General features: G+C 71.1%; 13 protein-coding genes. 4 read left to right on the top strand and 9 right to left on the bottom strand.

Going from position 1 to position 17,977, the window contains the following annotated elements; translation table 11 throughout:
• Positions 1 to 264 precede the first annotated feature (264 nt).
• A complete protein-coding gene (locus tag ACFC0Z_RS03630; protein WP_376432314.1) occupies positions 265 to 1,701 on the top strand; it encodes an endo-1,4-beta-xylanase in 1,437 nt (478 codons plus the stop codon).
• 58 nt (positions 1,702 to 1,759) lie between these two features.
• Here the strand turns inward: ACFC0Z_RS03630 and araD are convergent, their stop codons facing one another.
• The 4 genes from araD to ACFC0Z_RS03610 form a co-directional block, all read right to left on the bottom strand.
• Positions 1,760 to 2,509, bottom strand: a complete 750-nt coding sequence (gene araD, locus ACFC0Z_RS03625; RefSeq protein WP_376433438.1) for an L-ribulose-5-phosphate 4-epimerase AraD — start codon at positions 2,507 to 2,509, stop codon at positions 1,760 to 1,762.
• Positions 2,470 to 3,978, bottom strand: a complete 1,509-nt coding sequence (gene araA / locus ACFC0Z_RS03620; RefSeq protein ID WP_376432312.1) for an L-arabinose isomerase — start codon at positions 3,976 to 3,978, stop codon at positions 2,470 to 2,472. The genes araD and araA overlap by 40 nt, the downstream gene beginning before the upstream one ends.
• Positions 3,979 to 4,059: 81 nt before the next feature.
• Positions 4,060 to 5,769 carry a ribulokinase gene (gene araB / locus ACFC0Z_RS03615; protein WP_376432310.1) on the bottom strand — a complete coding sequence of 570 codons (1,710 nt, stop codon included), beginning with the start codon at positions 5,767 to 5,769 and terminating at the stop codon, positions 4,060 to 4,062.
• Positions 5,770 to 6,567: 798 nt separating this feature from the next.
• Positions 6,568 to 7,614: a LacI family DNA-binding transcriptional regulator gene (locus ACFC0Z_RS03610; RefSeq protein ID WP_376432308.1), complete on the bottom strand. Its 1,047-nt coding sequence runs from the start codon at positions 7,612 to 7,614 to the stop codon at positions 6,568 to 6,570.
• Between the two features lie 225 nt (positions 7,615 to 7,839).
• Between ACFC0Z_RS03610 and chvE the strand changes: the two genes are divergently transcribed.
• Genes chvE through mmsB form a run of 3 tightly spaced genes read left to right on the top strand, consistent with a single transcriptional unit; the run spans position 7,840 to position 11,836 of the window.
• Positions 7,840 to 8,949, top strand: coding sequence for a multiple monosaccharide ABC transporter substrate-binding protein (gene chvE, locus ACFC0Z_RS03605; RefSeq protein WP_376432306.1), 1,110 nt, complete (start codon positions 7,840 to 7,842; stop codon positions 8,947 to 8,949).
• Entirely contained in the window at positions 8,946 to 10,595 is a 1,650-nt protein-coding gene (gene mmsA / locus ACFC0Z_RS03600) for a multiple monosaccharide ABC transporter ATP-binding protein (RefSeq protein WP_376432304.1), read from the top strand. The genes chvE and mmsA overlap by 4 nt, the downstream gene beginning before the upstream one ends.
• Positions 10,592 to 11,836 carry a multiple monosaccharide ABC transporter permease gene (gene mmsB / locus ACFC0Z_RS03595; RefSeq protein WP_376432302.1) on the top strand — a complete coding sequence of 415 codons (1,245 nt, stop codon included), beginning with the start codon at positions 10,592 to 10,594 and terminating at the stop codon, positions 11,834 to 11,836. The genes mmsA and mmsB overlap by 4 nt, the downstream gene beginning before the upstream one ends.
• An 84-nt stretch (positions 11,837 to 11,920) precedes the next feature.
• On the opposite strand, the gene ACFC0Z_RS03590 is transcribed toward mmsB, so the two are convergent.
• The 5 genes from ACFC0Z_RS03590 to ACFC0Z_RS03570 all read right to left on the bottom strand — a co-directional run bounded on the left by ACFC0Z_RS03590 (position 11,921) and on the right by ACFC0Z_RS03570 (position 17,876).
• A complete protein-coding gene (locus ACFC0Z_RS03590; protein ID WP_376432300.1) occupies positions 11,921 to 12,994 on the bottom strand; it encodes an aldose epimerase family protein in 1,074 nt (357 codons plus the stop codon).
• 111 nt (positions 12,995 to 13,105) lie between these two features.
• Positions 13,106 to 14,113, bottom strand: coding sequence for a galactofuranose ABC transporter, permease protein YjfF (gene yjfF, locus ACFC0Z_RS03585; protein WP_376432298.1), 1,008 nt, complete (start codon positions 14,111 to 14,113; stop codon positions 13,106 to 13,108).
• Positions 14,110 to 15,234: an ABC transporter permease gene (locus ACFC0Z_RS03580; RefSeq protein WP_376432296.1), complete on the bottom strand. Its 1,125-nt coding sequence runs from the start codon at positions 15,232 to 15,234 to the stop codon at positions 14,110 to 14,112. The genes yjfF and ACFC0Z_RS03580 overlap by 4 nt, the downstream gene beginning before the upstream one ends.
• Positions 15,231 to 16,808: a sugar ABC transporter ATP-binding protein gene (locus tag ACFC0Z_RS03575; protein ID WP_376432295.1), complete on the bottom strand. Its 1,578-nt coding sequence runs from the start codon at positions 16,806 to 16,808 to the stop codon at positions 15,231 to 15,233. Before ACFC0Z_RS03575 ends, ACFC0Z_RS03580 begins: the two co-directional genes overlap by 4 nt.
• Before the next feature lie 66 nt (positions 16,809 to 16,874).
• Positions 16,875 to 17,876 carry an ABC transporter substrate-binding protein gene (locus tag ACFC0Z_RS03570; protein WP_376432294.1) on the bottom strand — a complete coding sequence of 334 codons (1,002 nt, stop codon included), beginning with the start codon at positions 17,874 to 17,876 and terminating at the stop codon, positions 16,875 to 16,877.
• Between the last annotated feature and the right edge of the window lie 101 nt (positions 17,877 to 17,977).

Raw genomic sequence — 17,977 nt, 5'->3', positions numbered from 1 at the left:
GAAATACTTTCGACGAGGACCGCTTTTTCGTCACCCCGGCGAAAGGGCGTGACACCCCTGACACGCGGCCGATGTTTCCGAAACATCTCCGAAACCATTGACAGGCCCATGCCGTATTTCCAGACTGATTCCCAAGGCGTCACCGCCGCTTTCCGCAGTCCCATTCCCCGGACGCGGACTTCGCCGCCGCGGATTCCTTCCGCCGCGCGCGCTCCCCCACCCGCGATTTCCCTTATCGGAGGTCCCCCCATGCGCCCTCACGCCATGACACCGCCCTCGCTCCGCCGGAAAAGAGGAGGCCTGATCGCGGCGCTCCTCGTCGGCGCCCTCGGGTCCGCCACCCTCCTGGCGGCACCCGCCTCGCAGGCCGCCGAGACCACGCTCGGCGCCGCGGCGGCGCAGAGCGGCCGCTACTTCGGCACGGCCATCGCCTCGGGCCGGCTCGGCGACACGGCGTACACGTCGATCGCCGCCCGCGAGTTCAACTCGGTGACCGCCGAGAACGAGATGAAGATCGACGCCACCGAGCCGCAGCAGGGGCAGTTCAACTTCACCTCCGGCGACCGGGTCTTCAACTGGGCCGTGCAGAACGGCAAGCAGGTGCGCGGCCACACCCTGGCCTGGCACTCCCAGCAGCCCTCCTGGATGCAGGCCCTCAGCGGCAGCGCGCTGCGCCAGGCGATGAACAACCACATCACCGGCGTGATGACCCACTACAAGGGCAAGATCGCCCAGTGGGACGTCGTCAACGAGGCCTTCGCCGACGGCAGTTCGGGGGCCCGGCGCGACTCCAACCTCCAGCGCTCCGGCAACGACTGGATCGAGGTCGCCTTCCGTACCGCGCGCGCCGCCGACCCGGCCGCCAAGCTCTGCTACAACGACTACAACGTGGAGAACTGGACCTGGGCCAAGACCCAGGCCATGTACGCCATGGTGAAGGACTTCAAGCAGCGCGGCGTGCCCATCGACTGCGTCGGCTTCCAGTCGCACTTCAACAGCGACAGCCCGTACAACAGCAACTTCCGTACCACACTGCAGAGTTTCGCCGCGCTCGGCGTCGACGTGGCCGTCACCGAGCTCGACATCCAGGGCGCCTCGGGCACCACGTACGCCAACGTGACCAACGACTGCCTGGCCGTCCCGCGCTGCCTCGGCATCACCGTCTGGGGCGTCCGCGACACCGACTCCTGGCGGGCGGGCGACACCCCGCTCCTGTTCAACGGCGACGGCAGCAAGAAGGCGGCCTACACCTCCGTACTGAACGCCCTCAACGCGGGATCCACCAACCCCAACCCCACCCCCACGCCGACCCCCTCCCCCGGCTCCGGACCGATCAAGGGCGTCGCCTCGGGCCGCTGTGTGGACGTGCCGGGCTCGTCGACGGCCGACGGCACCCAGGTCCAGCTGTACGACTGCAGCGGCGGCGGCAACCAGCAGTGGACCCTCACCTCCGCCGGTGAGCTGAAGGTCTACGGCAACAAGTGCCTCGACGCCGCCGGCACCGCCAACGGCGCGAAGGTGCAGATCTACAGCTGCTGGGGCGGCGACAACCAGAAGTGGCGCCTGAACACCGACGGCAGCATCGTCGGCGTCCAGTCGGGCCTCTGCCTCGACGCGGCCGGCAACGGCACCGCCAACGGCACGCTGATCCAGTTGTACACCTGCTGGAACGGCACCAACCAGCGCTGGACCCGCGCCTGACCCGTACGGCCCGCACGGAAGAGGGGAGCCAGGATCATCCTGGCTCCCCTCGGTGCTGTCAGGCGGAGGTCGGGTTGCCGTAGTACGCGCCGGGGCCGTGCTTACGGGTGAAGTGACGGTCCAGCACGTGCTGCGGGGGCACCACCGTGCCCAGCGCGATGGTGTGGAGGGCCATCTCCGCCACCGCCTCGCAGATGATGGCGTGCTCCAGGGACTTGGTGGCGCTCGCGCCCCAGGTGAAGGGGCCGTGATGGGCGACCAGGGCGCCGGGGACCTCCCGGGCGAGCGTGTCGTCGCGGCCGAGGAGGTCCACGATGACCTGGCCGGTGTTGTACTCGTAGTCCGTGGCGCACTGCTCGGGCGTGAGGGGCTCGGTGACGGGGACGGGACCGTTGAAGGTGTCCGCGTGGGTCGTCCCGAGCACCGGTATGGGACGCCGGGCCTGGGCGAAGGCGACCGCGTGCGTGGAGTGCGTGTGGGTCACGCCCCCGATGGACGGGAAGGCCAGGTAGAGGCTCCGGTGCGTCTCCGTGTCCGTGGACGGCCGCAGGCGGCCCTCCACGACGCTGCCGTCGGCCAGGGAGACGACGACGAGGTCCTCGTCGCTCAGCACGTCGTAGGACACGCCCGAGGGCTTGATGACGAAGACGCCGGCCTCCCGGTCCACCCCGCTCACGTTGCCCCAGGTGAGGGTGGCCAGACCGGCCTTCGGGATGCGGAGGTTGGCCTCCAGCACCTCCCGGCGCAGCTCCTTGGACACGGTGGCGCTCACAGGCTCTGCGCCAGACGGTGGTACGCCTGGTTCCAGCGCAGTTCGCGCGTGAACCGCCGTACGGTGGTGTCCTCGTCGATGACGGCGAGCTCGACCCGCAGCATCTCGGCGAGGTCCTCGAGCTCCTCGCCGCCGAGGGCGGTGGTCAGGACGGTGTGGTGCGGCGCCCCGGCGGTCAGCCAGGCCTCGGTGGAGGTCCGCAGGTCGGGGCGGGGGCTCCAGACGGCCCGGGCGACGGGCAGCTTCGGGAGCGGCTCGGGCGGGGCGACGACGTCGATGTGGTTGGCGACGAGGCGGAAGCGGTCGCCCATGTCGGCGAGGCCGACGACCACGGCCGGGCCCGGGTCCGCGTCGAAGACGAGACGGACCGGGTCCTCGCGCCCGCCGATGCCGAGCGCGTGGATTTCGCAGCTCGGCCGGGACGTCGTGATCGAGGGGCAGACCTCCAGCATGTGGGCGCCGAGGATGAGCTCCTGGCCAGGTGTCAGGTCGTAGGTGTAGTCCTCCATGAAGGAGGTGCCGCCGGGCAGGCCGCGGTCCATCGCCTTGAGCGTGCGCAGCAGGGTGGAGGTCTTCCAGTCGCCTTCACCGCCGAAGCCGTACCCGTCGGCCATCAGCCGCTGCACGGCGAGCCCCGGCAACTGCCGCAGGCCGCCCAGGTCCTCGAAGTTGGTGGTGAAGGCGCGGAATCCGCCCTCCGTGAGGAAGGCACGCATGCCGGCCTCGACGCGGGCCGCGTAGCGCAGGGAGTCGTGGCGCTCGCCGCCGGGGCGCAGCTCGGGCGCGAGGGCGTACAGCTCCCCGTACTCCTTGACGAGGGCGGAGACCGCGTCCTCGGGGGCGGCGTCGACCACGGCGACGAGGTCGTTGACCCCGTACGTGTTGACCGAGACGCCGAACCGCAGCTGGGCCTCGACCTTGTCGCCCTCGGTGACGGCCACGTCCCGCATGTTGTCGCCGAACCGGGCGAGCTTGAGGGTGGTGAGCTCGGCGCGGCCGACGGCGGCGCGGGCCCACCCGGCGATGCGGTCGACGACCTCGGGGGTGGAGACGTGCCCGGCCACGGTCTTGCGGGGGACGCCGAGACGGGTCTGCACGTAGCCGAACTCGCGGTCGCCGTGGGCGGCCTGGTTCAGGTTCATGAAGTCCATGTCGATGGTGGACCACGGCAGTTGACGGTTGGCCTGGGTGTGCAGGTGCAGCAGCGGCTTGCTCAGGGCGTCCAGGCCGGCGATCCACATCTTGGCCGGGGAGAACGTGTGCATCCAGGCGATCAGGCCGATGCAGCGGTCGTCGGCGTTCGCCTCCAGGATCAGCGCGCGGATGGCGGACGCGTCGGTGAGGACCGGCTTCCACACCAGACGGACGGTCATCTGGGGCTGGTCGGCGAGCGTCTCGCAGATGGTGCGGGACTGGTCGGCGACCTGGGCCAGGGTCTCGTCACCGTAGAGACCCTGGCTGCCGGTGAGGAACCAGATCTCTCGGTCGGGCTGGATGAGCGTCATGTCGGGTGTGCTCCTCGGAAACGCGGGTGCGAACGTGCGGGTGCGGAAGTGCGGGGGGCGTACGGGGGGGGGCGCCCTCGGTCAGGCGGTGGGGGTGACGACGCGGGCCGTGTTGCGGATGCGGCGCAGTCGGTGCAGGAGCAGGTCCGCGCCGGTGCCGAAGTGCTCGTGCAGGGCGCGGTACTCGCCGAACAGCGCGTCGTAGGCGTCCGCGCGGTCCGGGTCGGGCAGGTAGGCGTGGCGCTGGACGCTGCCCATCGCGGCGGCGGCGGAGCGGACGTCGGGGTACACGCCCGCGGCGACGGCGGCGTGGATGGCGGAGCCGAGCGCGGGGCCCTGTTCGGAGGTGCCGAGGGAGACCGGGCGGCGGAGGACGTCGGCGTAGATCTGCATGAGCAGCGCGTTCTTCCGCAGGCCTCCGGTGACGATGAACTCCTCGACGGGTATCCCGCCGTCCTCGAAGGTCTCGACGATGATCCGGGTGCCGTAGGCGGTGGATTCGAGCAGGGCCCGGTAGACGTCCTCGGGCCGGGTGTCGAGGGTGAGACCGGCGATGACGCCGGAGAGGTGGTGGTCGACCAGCGGGGAGCGGTTGCCGTTCATCCAGTCCAGGGCGACGAGCCCGTGCGCGCCGACGGGCTGGCCGGCCGACTTGCGGGTGAGGAGCTGGTGCAGGTCCTCGCCGGACGCCTCGGCCTCGGCCCGGTAGTGCTCCGGTACGCCCTGCCGGAGCCACCAGGCGAAGATGTCGCCGACCGCGCTCTGGCCGGCCTCGTAGCCGTAGGCGCCCTCGACGATGCCGCCGTCGACGACCCCGCAGATGCCGGGGACCTCGGAGAGGGTGGCGCCGTTGAGGACGTGGCAGGTGGACGTGCCCATGATGGCGAGCATCCGGCCGTTCTCCACGGCACCGGCGGCGGGGGCGGCGACGTGGGCGTCGACGTTCCCGGCCGCGACGGCGATGCCCTCGGGGAGCCCGGTCCAGCGCGCCGCCTCGGCGCTCAGTCCGCCGACCCGGGAGCCCAGGGGCGACAGCGGGTGCTCCAGGCGCGTGGCGGGGAAGTCCGCGAAGTCGGGGTGGAGCGCGGAGAGGAAGTCCGGGGACGGGTAGGCGCCGTCCTGGTGGATGCCCTTGTAACCGGCGGTGCAGGTGTTGCGGGACTCGGCGCCGGTGAGCCGCCAGACGATCCAGTCGGCCGCCTCGATCCAGCGGGCGCAGGCGGCGTAGACGGCCGGGTCCTCCTCCAGGACCTGGAGGGCCTTGGCGTACTGCCACTCGGAGGAGATCTTGCCGCCGTACCGGGGGATCCACTTCTCGCCGCGGGCGTGCGCGAGGGCGTTGATGCGGTCGGCCTGCTCCTGGGCGGCGTGGTGCTTCCACAGCTTGGGCCAGGCGTGCGGGTGGTCGGCCCACTCGCGGGTGAGGGCGAGCGGGGTGCCGTCCTGGGTGGTCGGCAGGACCGTGCAGGCGGTGAAGTCGGTGGCGATGCCGATGACGTGGGCCGCGTCGACCCCGGCGTCGGCGAGCGCGGCCGGAACGGCGGTACGCAGGACCTCGCACCAGTCCTCGGGGTGCTGGAGCGCCCAGTCGGGGGGCAGGGACGCCTGGGCACCGGGAAGCCGGTCCTCGATGACGGCGTGGCGGTACGCGTGGACCGCCGCGCCGAGCTCGGCGCCGTCCCGCACCCGGACGACGACGGCGCGCCCGGAGAGGGTGCCGAAGTCGACGCCGACGGTGCAGGCCTCGGGGTGGAGTCGGGCCTCGGGGCCGGACGGGGCGTGTGGGGTCACGATGCGTCTCTCTCGTCATGTACGGGGACCTGGGAGCACCCTGATTGTTAACGCTCACATTCCTGTTGGACAAGAGCTGAGCGGCACTCTCTCGAACATTCGGCGCGAAATCGAGGCCTTGAAAGTGAGCGCTCACCTCAAGGTGTTGCGGCCGCCGCGCCGAAGCACGCCTCCGAGGCGGTCAGGACGGCCCGTACGGACCGGGCTCCGGCCGGCGGAGGGGCGGAAGGCGGCACCCGCCACGGGGCGACCGGGCGCCCTCGACGCGTGCGCGCCGAGCGGGCTCGCGCGGGTCCGACCGGCGCCCGGGCTCGCAGCGCACGACGGGCCGACGAGGCCCGCCTCCTGTTCGGAGCGATGCCCCCTACCCGTACGGGCGGAACGTGGCACGCGTGGCGGCGGGCGGGGACAAGGACCCGTCCAGCCCGCCGGGCGAGCCACCCGGCGGCCCGCGAACGCGCGACCCTCGCACGACCGCCGGACGGCGAGTGGTCGATGGTCGGGGGGCGGGAGGCGTACGGAGCCGGGCGGGAGGCGACCGGCTTCACGCCCACTGCTTCACGCCGACTGCGGCCAACCCGCCGGTGCACGCCGGCCGGTTCACACCCACCGCGTCAGACCCGTCCACCCGCGCCCGCCGCTTCACCCTCGCCGCGTCAGGCGCCGCGAGGCCGGTCCCACCGCGTCAGACCCATCGCGTCAGGCGTCGCAACGCCAGGCCCACCGCGTCAGCACCGCCACGTCAGGCGTCGCAACGCCAGCCCCACGGCGCCAGCCCCACCACTCCGCCCCGCAACGTCAGCCCTCGACCGAAGGCCGGGTGCTCGCGCGCATGATGAGTTGCGGCTGCACCAGAAGGTGTTCGGCCTTCTTGGCGCGGCCCTCGATGTGGTCCACCAGGAGCCGGATGCTGCGGCGGCCGATCGCGGCGAAGTCCTGGCGGACCGTCGTCAGCGGCGGCGGGAAGTACTCGGCCTCCGGGATGTCGTCGAAGCCGGCGACGGCGACCTGCGCGGGCGTGCGGATCCCGCCCTCCCGCAGTGCCCGCAGGACGCCGAGCGCCATCTGGTCGTTGGCGACGAAGACGGCCGTGACGGGGGTCGCCCCGCGGCGGGCGAGGGCGAGGCCCGCGAGTTCCTGTCCCGCCCGGTACCCGGACAGCGGGCTCCAGTCCCCGGTCAGGACGCGCGGGGGACGGATGCCGTTCTCCTCCAGGACCGCGCGCCATCCCGCGGCCCGGGCCTCGCTCTCCAGCCAGTCCTCGGGTCCCGCCACGTGCCAGACGGTGCGGTGTCCGGCGGCGAGCAGGTGCTCGGTGACCATGCGGGCGCCGAGCTCCTGGTCGAGGGAGACGCTGGGCAGGTCGAGCCGGTGTCCGCCCTCGACGGTGACCACGGGGAAGGGCGCGTCGAGTTCGGCGAGCGCCTGGACGTGCGAGCGCTGCGGGGTGATGGCGACGACGCCTTCCACGCCCCAGGCCGCGAGGTGGTCGATGGCGTCCTTGAGTCCCTGCCCCTGTCCGGGCCGCAGGCTGACGGTCGAGACGAGGTAGCCCTCCTCGCGTGCCGCTTCCTCCAGGCCGGTCAGGGTGCTGGCGGGGCCGTAGAGGGCGGTGTTGACGGCGATGACGCCCAGTGTCCTCGTACGGCGGGTGACGAGGGCGCGCGCGGCGGAGTTGCGGCGGTAGCCGAGGCGCTCGATGGCCTCGGTGACCTGGTCGCGGGTGGCCGGGCGCACGTTGGGGTGGCCGCTCAGCACCCGGGAGACGGTCTGGTGGGAGACCCCCGCCTCTCGTGCGACGTCGGCCATCGTCGGCGGGCGGACGTCTTCCGCTGCCTGCGCCACGTTCGCCTCCCTTCTCCGTGCTCTCGGTTGTGCATCGATGTCAGAAAAACCTTATCGCCTCTTGTATCACGGCGTTGTGAGCGCTAACAATCTCTCTCGTCCGGGGTGCCGACGCCCTGGACCACCCCCACCGGAACGGTGCCGTCCCAGCGGTGCGCGGACACGCGCCGCCCCAGGCCCGACCCGGTCGGAGCCGCTTTCGACGACGGGATGGGTAAGCCCCCCATGAAGAAGTTCCGATCCTCATCCGCCCTCCTGGCCGTGACCACCGGCGGCGCCCTGCTCCTGACCGCCTGCGGGCAGAGCAGCGAGGGCGGCAGCGCGGAGACGAAGGACAAGAAGGACCTCACCATCGGCATCGCGATGCCCACCAAGTCCTCGGAACGGTGGATCGCCGACGGCAAGAACATGACGGACAGCCTGAAGAAGGCCGGGTTCGCCACGACCCTGCAGTACGGCGAGGACGACCCCGACCAGCAGGTCGCCCAGATCGAGAACATGATCACCCAGGGCGTGGACGCCCTGGTCGTGGCCGCCATCAACGGCGAGGCCCTCTCCAACGTCCTCCAGCAGGCCGCCGACGCCCACATCCCGGTGATCTCCTACGACCGGCTCATCCTGGGCTCCCCGCACATCGACTACTACGCCTCCTTCGACAACGAGAAGGTCGGCGAGCTCCAGGCCACGTACATCGTCGACAAGCTGGGGCTGAAGGCCGGGGCGAAGAAGGGCCCGTTCAACATCGAGCTGTTCGCCGGCTCCAACGACGACAACAACACCAAGTACTTCTTCAACGGCGCCATGAAGGTCCTGAAGCCGTACATGGACAAGAAGCAGCTGGTGGTGCGCTCCGGGCAGACCCAGCTGAACCAGGTCACCACGCTGCGCTGGGACGGCGGTACGGCCCAGAAGCGCATGGACGACCTGCTGACCTCCGCGTACGCCTCGTCCCGCGTCGACGCCGTCCTCTCCCCCTACGACGGCATCTCCATCGGCATCCTGTCCGCCCTCAAGTCCGACGACTACGGGAGCAAGGCCAAGCCGCTGCCGGTCGTCACCGGCCAGGACGCGGAGGTCGCCTCCGTGAAGTCGATCATCGCGGGCGAGCAGACCCAGACCGTCTACAAGGACACCCGCGCGCTCGCGCAGGTCGCCGCCGACATGGTGGCCGCCGTCCTCGACGGCAAGAAGCCGGAGATCAACGACGACAAGACCTACAACAACGGCAAGAAGGTCGTCCCGGCCTTCCTGCTCGAACCGGTCAGCGTCGACAGGACGAACTACCAGAAGGTCGTGGTCGACTCCGGTTACATCGACGCGGGCGCCCTGAAGTGACCCCCGCCCCCGCCTCCACCCCCAACCCCACCCCCGCCTCCACCCCCGAGGGCCCCGTCCTCGAAATGCGCTCCATCGTCAAGACCTTCCCCGGCGTCAGGGCGCTCTCCGACGTGACCCTGTCCGTGGCGCGCGGCGAGGTCCACGCCCTGTGCGGGGAGAACGGCGCCGGGAAGTCGACCCTCATGAAGGTCCTCTCCGGCGTCCACCCGCACGGCACGTACGAGGGCGAGATCCTCTTCGACGGCGAGGTCTGCCGCTTCCGGGACATCCGGGCCAGCGAGCAGCGCGGCATCGTCATCATCCACCAGGAACTCGCCCTCGTTCCCTACCTGTCGATCGCCGAGAACATCTTCCTCGGCAACGAACCGACCCGGCGGTCCCGGCGCGGGATCATCGACTGGCGCGAGTCGCTGCGCCGCGCGTCGGAGCTGCTGGCCCGGGTCGGTCTCGACGAGCACCCCGAGACCCGCGTCGCCGACATCGGCGTGGGCAAGCAGCAGCTGGTGGAGATCGCCAAGGCGCTGGCGAAGGACGTCCGCCTGCTGATCCTCGACGAGCCCACGGCAGCCCTCAACGACGAGGACAGCGCGAAGCTGCTGCGCCTCATGGGCGAGCTGAAGGACCAGGGCATCACCTCGATCATCATCTCGCACAAGCTGAACGAGATCGCCCGGATCGCCGACTCCGTCACGATCCTGCGCGACGGGCGTTCCATCGAGACCCTCGACGTCAGGGACCCGGCCACCACCGAGGAGCGCATCATCCGCGGCATGGTGGGCCGGGACCTCGACAGCCGCTTCCCCGCGCGCACGCCGTACGAGGGGCCGGCCGGCACCGCACCCGTCCTGGAGATCCGGGACTGGACCGTGCGTCACCCGCTCGACCGCGCCCGCAAGGTGGTCGACGGGGTGTCGCTCCAGGTCGGGCGCGGGGAGATCGTCGGCGTCGCCGGGCTCATGGGGGCGGGCAGGACCGAACTCGCCATGAGCGTCTTCGGGCGCTCCTACGGCCGGTACGAGCGGGGCACGGTGCTCAGGGACGGGCGCGAGGTCCGGACCCGTACCGTCCCCGAGGCCGTCGCCGAAGGCATCGCGTACGTCACCGAGGACCGCAAGCACTACGGTCTCGACCTCGGCGACTCCGTGAGCCGGAACATCTCGCTCGCGTCGCTCGGCGACCTCGCCCGCCGCGGGATCGTCGACGGGCACGAGGAGCGCAAGGTCGCCGAGCGGTTCCGGCGGACCATGAACATCAAGTCGCCGAACGTCCTCGAACCGGTCGGCCGCCTCTCCGGCGGCAACCAGCAGAAGGTCGTCCTCAGCAAGTGGATCCTCGCCGGACCCGACGTCCTCATCCTCGACGAGCCCACGCGCGGGGTCGACGTGGGGGCGAAGTACGAGATCTACACGGTCATCGACCGGCTCGCCGCCGAGGGCAAGGCGATCCTCTTCATCTCCTCCGAGCTGCCCGAACTGCTCGGCATGTGCGACCGCTTCTACACCATGGCCGCCGGGCGGCTGACCGGCGAGGTCGGCCGCGCGGACGCCACCCAGGAAGTCCTGATGCGGCACATGACGCAGGACTCCCCCGCGCCATCGGCGCTCCCCACCGGCGCCGCCTCCAGCGAAGGACACCAGGCATGAGCACCGACGTCAGCACGGAAAAGACCGCCTCGGCGCCCCCGGGCGGCGGGTCACCGTCCACCGGGACACCGGTGCTCCGGGTGCTCCTGGACGGCGTCCGGCGGAACATGCGGCAGTACGGGATGCTCTTCGCGCTCGGCCTGATCGTGCTGCTCTTCCAGATCTGGACGGGCGGCGACCTGCTGCTGCCGCGCAACGTCTCCAACCTGGTGCTGCAGAACAGCTACATCCTCATCCTGGCCATCGGCATGATGATCGTCATCATCTCCGGGCACATCGACCTGTCGGTGGGCTCCCTCATGGCGCTGGTCGGCGGCCTCGGAGCCGTCCTCATGGTCGAGCACCACGTCTCCTGGCCGGTGGCGGTGGTGCTGACGCTCCTGCTCGGAGCGGTCGCCGGTGCGCTCCAGGGCTTCTTCATCGCGTACGTCGGCATCCCGTCGTTCATCGTGACGCTCGCCGGCATGCTGCTGTTCCGCGGGCTCACGGAGATCTTCCTCAAGGGGCAGACCCTCGGCCCGTTCCCGAACGGACTGCAGAAGGTCGCCAACGGCTTCCTGCCCGAGGTGGGGCCGCGGACCAACTACCACAACCTGACGCTGCTCCTCGGTCTCGGCCTCGCCGCCTACGTGGTCTTCCAGGAGGTGCGGGACCGGCGCCGCCAGCGGGAGTTCACCCTGGAGACGCTCCCCGCGGGCCTGTTCGCGCTGAAGGTGACGGCGCTCGTCGCCGCCGTCCTGGTCACCACCCTGCTGCTCGCCAGCTACAAGGGCGCCCCGGTGGTCCTCCTGATCCTCGCCGCGCTGCTCGTGGCCTTCGGGTACGTGATGCGCAACGCGGTGATCGGCCGCCACGTGTACGCGATCGGGGGCAACCTCCCCGCGGCGAAGCTCTCCGGGGTCAAGGACAAGAAGGTGACCTTCGCGGTCTTCCTGAACATGGGGATGCTCGCGGCGCTCGCCGGACTCGTCTTCGCCGCCCGCTTCAACGCGGCCTCGCCGAAGGCGGGCGTGAACTTCGAACTGGAGGCCATCGCCGCCGCGTTCATCGGCGGGGCGTCGATGAGCGGGGGCGTCGGCACGGTCCTGGGCGCCATCATCGGCGGTCTGGTCCTCGGCGTGCTCAACAACGGCATGAACCTCGTCGGGGTGGGCACCGACTGGCAGCAGGTCATCAAGGGGCTCGTGCTCCTCGCCGCCGTCGGTTTCGACGTGTGGAACAAGCGCAGGGCGGGCGCCTGACACCCGGCCGCCCTGGACATGGCTGTGCCCGCCGGCACCTCCCCGCCGGCGGGCACAGCCATGTCCCTCGTACGGGTGCGGGGTTCAGGCGCCGGTACGGAACCGGAGGACCGTCCTGGACCGGTACTCGTCGCCGGGGAACAGCACCGTCGACGGGTCGTCGGGGCGGTTCGGGGAGTCGGGGAAGTGCTGGGTCTCCAGGGCGATCCCGGCGCCGGCGCGGTACGGCGTCCCGCTCTTGCCGAGCACCGTGCCGTCGAACTGCCCCGCGCTGTAGACCTGGATGCCGGGCTCCGTGGTGAGCACCTCCATCCGGCGGCCGGTGGCCGGCGAGCGCAGGACGGCGGCCCGGCGGAGGGCGCCGTCGGCGCGCGGGTGCAGGACGAAGTTGTGGTCGTACCCGCCGTCCGCGCCGGGCCGCGCGAGGGCCTCGGCGATCCCGAGCGGCCGTCGGAGGTCGAACGCGGTGCCGACGACGGGGAGATGGTCTCCGGAGGGGATGAGGTCCGCGTCGACCGGGGTGTAGTGGGAGGCGTCGACGGCCAGTTCGTGACCGAGGACGTCGCCGGAGGCCTCGCCCTCCAGGTTGAAGTAGGCGTGGTTGGTCAGGTTGACCAGGGTGGGGGCGTCGGTGACCGCCGCGTAGGAGAAGGCGAGTTCGTCGTCGCGGCCGACGAGACAGCTGACGGTGACGTCGAGGTTGCCCGGGAAGCCCTGGTCGCCGTCGGGGCTGCGCAGGTGCAGGAGCACACCGGTCCACTCGGGGGTGTGCACGCTCTCCGCTTCCCAGAGCCGGGTGTCGAAGCCGTCCGTTCCGCCGTGCAGGCTGTGGCCGTCCTTCTGCGTGGTCAGCTGGTACGTCTCCGTCCCCAGGGTGAAGCGGCCGTGGGCGATGCGGTTGGCGTAGCGGCCGACGGTGGAGCCGAAGTACCGGGCGGCGGTGGCCGTCAGGGCCGGGTCGCGGGGCGAGAGGACGACGTCGGCGGGGGTGCCGTGACGGTCGGGCACCCACAGGGCGTGGAGGCGGGCGCCGCGGGTGTGCACCTCCGCCCTGAGTCCGCCGGGGAAGCCGAAGGTCCAGCTTTCCCCGCCGTCCGGGCAGAGCGCGCGGACCGGCGGCCCTCCGGTGAAAGTGAAGGCGGGCGATGAGGAGTTCATGGGTCTTCCTTGTGTCCGGGGGTCCGAAGAGGCGTACGGCCCGGAACGGGGGCAGGGGGTCCCTGCCCCCGTTCCGGGCGCGGTCGGGGGTGGCCGGGGCGGCCGTGCGGGTCAGTCCGCCTGCCGGGCTCCGCCGAAGAGACGCTGGAGGAGGATGAAGACGAACAGCAGGCCGCCGATGACGATCCGCGTCCACCAGGAGCTGAGCGTGCCCTGGAAGCTGATGACGGTCTGGATGAGGCCGAGGACGGTCACGCCCAGCGCGGTTCCGAGGACGAAGCCGGAGCCGCCGGTGAGCAGCGTCCCGCCGATGACGGCGGCGGCGATGGCGTCGAGTTCCATGCCGACGGCGTGCAGGGCGTAGCCGGACAGCATGTAGAAGGTCAGCAGCAGGCCGCCGAGGGCGGAGCACAGACCGCTCACGGCGTAGACCGCGATCTTGGTGCGTCCCACGGGCAGGCCCATGAGGCGGGTCGAGGCCTCGCTGCCGCCCAGGGCGTAGACGGTACGGCCGAAGCGGGTGTGGTGCAGGACCACGAAGGCGACGGCGAGGACCACCAGGGCGATGATCACGGCGGGCGAGACGAACAGGCCGCCGGGCAGCAGCACCCGGGTCTGCGCGATGCGGGTGGTCGTGGGGTCCGTGATGGAGATGGACTCGGTGCTGATCATGTAGCAGAGGCCGCGGGCGAGGAACATGCCCGCGAGGGTGACGATGAACGGCTGGATCTCGAAGGCGTGGATCACCCAGCCCATCAGGGCGCCGCCGCCCGCGCCCACGAGCAGGACCACGGGCACCGCGAGGGCGAGCGGGAGACCGTTCTGCTCGACGAGCCAGGCCGTCAGCATGGTGGAGAGGGCCACCATGGAGCCGACGGACAGGTCGATCCCGCCGGTGAGGACGACGAAGGTCATGCCGATGGCGACGACGAGCAGGAAGCCGTTGTCGATGAGGACGTTGAGCAGGACCTGCGCGGAGAAGAAGCCCTCGTAGTTCAGGGAGCCGACCGTGAACATCGCGACGAGCAGGGTGGCCGTCACGACGAGCGGGAGGCGGGTGGCGTGCCGTACCGAGAACCGGTGGAGCGGCTTGCCGAGGGAGCTGAGGGTGGTGCTCACGGGTGGACCTCCTGCCGGCGGGCCGTCACGTCGGCGGGGGCGGGGGGCACGACCGGTGTGGCCGGCCCTCGGCTGCCGCTCTTGCGCGACAGCCGCGCGCGGAACGCGGGCGACTGGACGAGACAGACCACGATGACGACCAGGGCCTTGAACACGAGGGTGGTCTCCGGCGGCACGCCGAGGGTGTAGATCGTGGTCGAGAGGGTCTGGATGATGAGGGCACCCAGGACCGTGCCGCCGAGGGAGAAGCGGCCGCCGGTGAGGGCCGTGCCGCCGACGACGACGGCGAGGATCGCGTCGAGCTCGATCCAGAGGCCCGCGTTGTTGCCGTCGGCGCTGGACACGTTGGAGCTGATCATCAGTCCGGCGACCGCGGCGCACAGGGCGCTGACGACGTACACGGTGACGAGGAGTCCGGAGGCGCGGATGCCGACGAGGCGGCTGGCCACGGGGTTGCCGCCCACCGATTCGATGAGCATGCCGAGCGCGGTCCGCCGGGTGACGAGGGAGGTCACGGCGACGAGGGCGGCGGCGAGCAGGACGGCGAAGGGGAGGGTGAGCCAGTATCCGCCGCCGATCATCTTGTAGGCGGGGCTGGACACGCTGATGATCTGGCCGTCGGTGATGAGCTGGGCCACGCCCCGACCGGCGACCATGAGCACCAGCGTGGCGACGATGGGCTGGACGCCGAGGCGGGCGACGAGGAAGCCGTTGAGCAGGCCGATCGCGGCGGCGACGCCGAGCGCGAGCCCGATCGCGGTGAACACGGTGGCGAGGCCCCCGGGATCGGCCGCCGTGGCGATGTGCTCGCAGGCGAGGGCGCCGGCGATGGCGACCGTGGAGCCGACCGAGAGGTCGATTCCCCGGGTCGCGATGACCAGGGTCATGCCGAGCGACACGAGGATCAGCGGGGCGCCGAACTGGAGGATGTCGACGAGGCTGCCGTACAGGTGTCCGTTCTGGACGCGGACGGCGAGGAAGTCGTGGGTGAGCGCGACGTTGCCGAGCAGCAGGGCGGCGAGGACGGCGGCGGGCCAGAACAGGGGGTGTCCGGTGAGCCGCCGGGTGCCGGGCGCCCGGGCCGGGCGCGTACCGGCGCCGGTGTCGTCAGGTGGGGTCATGAGGTGGCTCCGGTGGCGATGGTGCCCAGGATGCGGTCGGGCGTCAGGGTCGTGTCGTTGGGGAGGGTGGCGACGAGCCGGTGGTCGCGCAGGACGCCGACCCGGTGGCTCAGCCGCAGGACCTCTTCCAGCTCGGCGGAGATGTAGAGGACCGCCGTGCCCTCCGCGGCGAGGCGGTTCACCAGGCGCTGGATCTCCGTCTTCGCGCCGATGTCGATGCCCCGGGTGGGTTCGTCCAGGATGAGCAGCTCGGGGTCGGTGAGCAGCCACCGGGCGAGGAGCACCTTCTGCTGGTTGCCTCCGCTGAGGTTGCGGACCTGGGCCTCGGGGGCGGCCGGGCGGATGTCGAGGACCTCGATCCAGCGGGCGGCGATCTCGTCCTGCCGGGCGCGGGAGAGGGGTTTGGTCCAGCCGCGTGCGGCCTGGAGGGCCAGCACGATGTTCTCGCGGACGGTGAGTTCGCCGATGAGTCCCTCGGCCTTGCGGTTCTCCGAGCAGAAGGCGATCTTGTGGGCGATGGCGGCGCGCGGGGAGCGCAGGGCCGCGGGTCCGCCGTGGATCCGCAGCTCGCCCTCGTCGGCGTGGTCCGCGCCGAAGAGCAGCCGGGCCGCCTCGGTGCGTCCGGAGCCGAGGAGTCCGGCGAGGCCGATGACCTCGCCCCGGTGGATGTCGAGGTCGTACGGCTGGACGGCGCCGGTTCTTCCGAGTCCGCGGGCGCTGAGGAAGGGGACGTCCGCGGCGCCGGGGGTGGCGGCGGTGCCGGTCTGGGAGGTCTCGGCGAGCTCGTCCAGGCTGCGGAGTTCGCCGCCGACCATGCGGTGGACGAGGGTGACGGGCGTCAGCTCGTCGATCCGGTACTCGCCTTCGAGGCGGCCGTTGCGCAGGACGGTGACCCGGTCGCACAGGTCGAAGACCTGGTCGAGGAAGTGGGTCACGAAGAGGATGGCGACGCCCCGGTCGCGGAGCCGGCGTACCAGGGTGAAGAGCTGGGCGACCTCGTCCCGGTCGAGGCTCGACGTGGGCTCGTCGAGGACGAGGACCTTCGCCTGGACGTCCACGGCGCGCACGATCGCGACGAGCTGCTGGACGGCGATCGAGTGCGCGCTCAGCGGCGCGCGGACGTCGAGGTCGAGCTCCAGCTCGGTGATGAGCCGCTCCGCGCGCGCGTGGAGGGCCGACCAGTGGACGAGTCCCAGGCGCCGGGGTTCACGGCCGATGAGGATGTTCTCGGCCACGGAGAGGTTGGGGCACAGGTTCACCTCCTGGTAGACCGTGCTGATGCCGGCGTGCTGGGCCTCCAGGGGTTCGGAGAAGCGGCGCTGGTCGCCGTCGACGGTGACGGTCCCCGCGTCGGGCGGGTGGACCCCGGTGAGCACCTTGATGAGGGTGGACTTGCCGGCTCCGTTCTCGCCCATCAGGGCGTGCACCTCACCGGGGAAGAGGCGCAGGTCCACGCCGTCGAGGGCGAGGACGCCGGGGAACGCCTTGCGGATGCCGCGGGCTTCCAGGACGGGCCGGCCGGTGGAGGCCGGTGTGCCGGGGGTGGGTGTGCGGGGGGTGGGTGGGGCTGCCATCCGCCCTCCTCTCCTGAGGGTCCGGGGGCGGCGCGAGGGCCGCCCCCGGTGCGTACGGGCGGTGGGTCAGTACTGGCGGTTGGGCAGGGCGGCCTCGGCCTGGTCCTGCGTGAAGACGCCTTCCTCGGTCTCGACCCGGCGCGGGACGTCCTCCCCGGCGGCGACCTTCTTGGCGAGCTCCATCAGCTGGTCGCCGAGGAGCGGGTTGCACTCGACCACGACGTTGATCTTCTTGTCCTTCATGGCGACGAAGGCGTCCTTGATGCCGTCGACGGAGATCACCTTGATGTCGGTGCCCGGCTTCTTGCCGGCCTCCTCGATGGCCTGGATGGCACCCAGGGCCATGTCGTCGTTGTGGGCGTACAGGACGTCGATGTCCTCGTGGGACTTGAGGAAGGCCTGCATGACCTCCTTGCCCTTGGCGCGCGTGAAGTCACCCGTCTGGGAGGCGACGACCTTGATCTTGGGGGTGCCCTTGATCGCCTCGGCGAAGCCCGCCTTGCGGTCGTTGGCGGGGGCGGAGCCGGTGGTGCCCTGGAGCTCGACGACGTTGACCGTGTCGGCGGAACCCTCGGACTCCTTCACGAGCCACTTGCCGGCCTCGTTGCCCTCCTTGACGAAGTCGGAGCCGAGGAAGGTGCGGTAGAGCGAGGTGTCCTGGGAGTCGACCGCGCGGTCGGTCAGGATCACCGGGATGCCGGCGTTCTTGGCCTCCTTCAGAACCGTGTCCCAGCCGGACTCCACCACCGGCGAGAAGGCGATGACGTCGACCTTCTGCTGGATGAAGGTGCGGATCGCCTTGATCTGGTTCTCCTGCTTCTGCTGGGCGTCGGAGAACTTCAGCTCGATGCCGGCCTTCTCGGCCGCGTCGCGCACGGACTTGGTGTTGGCGGTACGCCAGCCGCTCTCGGCGCCCACCTGCGCGAACCCGAGCACCAGCTTGCCGTCGGAGGAGCCCTTGGCGGCACCGCCGGTGGTCACGGTCGTCGCGGGCTCGGTGGTGCAGGCGGTCAGCACACTGCCGGCCAGGGCGGCGGCGGCGATGACGCGGAGGGTTCTGTGGGCCATGTCGTGGTTCCTCTCGGGGACGTGCGTCGTACCTGGAGCCCTCAAGGAGATGGGCCCGGTCAGCTGGTGAACGCGTCACATTGTGAGCGCTAACACAGCCG

The sequence above is a fragment of the Streptomyces sp. NPDC056144 genome (assembly GCF_042264145.1).
Classification (GTDB): domain Bacteria; phylum Actinomycetota; class Actinomycetes; order Streptomycetales; family Streptomycetaceae; genus Streptomyces.
This window is presented reverse-complemented; position numbering and strand designations above follow the sequence as displayed.

Excerpts from the sequence above, each read along its gene's own strand:
- ACFC0Z_RS03630 (WP_376432314.1), top strand. The coding sequence starts at position 265 with ATGACACCGCCCTCGCTCCGCCGGAAAAGAGGAGGCCTGATCGCGGCG.
- araA (WP_376432312.1), bottom strand. The coding sequence starts at position 3,978 with ATGACGCTCATCCAGCCCGACCGAGAGATCTGGTTCCTCACCGGCAGC.
- chvE (WP_376432306.1), top strand. The coding sequence starts at position 7,840 with ATGAAGAAGTTCCGATCCTCATCCGCCCTCCTGGCCGTGACCACCGGC.
- mmsB (WP_376432302.1), top strand. The coding sequence starts at position 10,592 with ATGAGCACCGACGTCAGCACGGAAAAGACCGCCTCGGCGCCCCCGGGC.
- ACFC0Z_RS03590 (WP_376432300.1), bottom strand. The coding sequence starts at position 12,994 with ATGAACTCCTCATCGCCCGCCTTCACTTTCACCGGAGGGCCGCCGGTC.
- ACFC0Z_RS03580 (WP_376432296.1), bottom strand. The coding sequence starts at position 15,234 with ATGACCCCACCTGACGACACCGGCGCCGGTACGCGCCCGGCCCGGGCG.
- ACFC0Z_RS03575 (WP_376432295.1), bottom strand. The coding sequence starts at position 16,808 with ATGGCAGCCCCACCCACCCCCCGCACACCCACCCCCGGCACACCGGCC.
- ACFC0Z_RS03570 (WP_376432294.1), bottom strand. The coding sequence starts at position 17,876 with ATGGCCCACAGAACCCTCCGCGTCATCGCCGCCGCCGCCCTGGCCGGC.